Origin of the sequence: Enterococcus sp. H57, from assembly GCF_003112495.1 — a bacterium.
In the GTDB taxonomy this organism is placed as follows: Bacteria; Bacillota; Bacilli; order Lactobacillales; family Enterococcaceae; genus Enterococcus_B; species Enterococcus_B faecium.
On sequence record NZ_BEHC01000104.1, the window covers coordinates 1 to 573 of the forward strand.

At 36.6% G+C, this 573-nt stretch carries 1 pseudogene; it reads left to right on the forward strand.

From position 1 onward, the window contains the following. Positions 1-572, forward strand: a pseudogene (locus tag DIZ30_RS13395) (IS30-like element IS6770 family transposase); the annotation flags it as partial. Position 573: the final 1 nt, after the last annotated feature.

The window sequence follows — 573 nt, forward strand, 5'->3', positions numbered from 1 at the left end:
CCAATGGCCATCAGGAAAAACGGGGAAAACAACAGTATCAGCGCTCAATCCATGATCGACCTGATAATTATCCTGATTTCAATTCTGAGTTTGGTCACCTTGAAGGTGATACGATCGTTGGCATTCATCATAAAAGTGCCGTCATTACTTTAGTTGAAAGATTATCTAAAGTCATTATCACGATTAAACCCAACGGCCGTAAGGCATTAGATATTGAAACTGCCCTTAATCAATGGTTTTCTCGCTTCCCTAAAAACTTCTTTAAATCTATTACGTTTGACTGTGGAAAAGAATTTTCTAACTGGAAAGCCATTAGTAACCAACATGATATTGATATATATTTTGCGGACCCTGGAACACCTTCTCAACGCCCATTAAACGAGAATTCTAACGGGATTCTGCGTCGTAATGGACTGCCGAAATCAATGGATTTTAGAAAAGTGAATCAGACATTTATTTCCAGTGTCAGCAATCAACGTAATCATATTCCAAGAAAATCATTGAATTACAGAACACCAATCGAAATATTTTTGAGCTATGTACAAGAAGCATTTTATTCTAGCTTAATTTGAC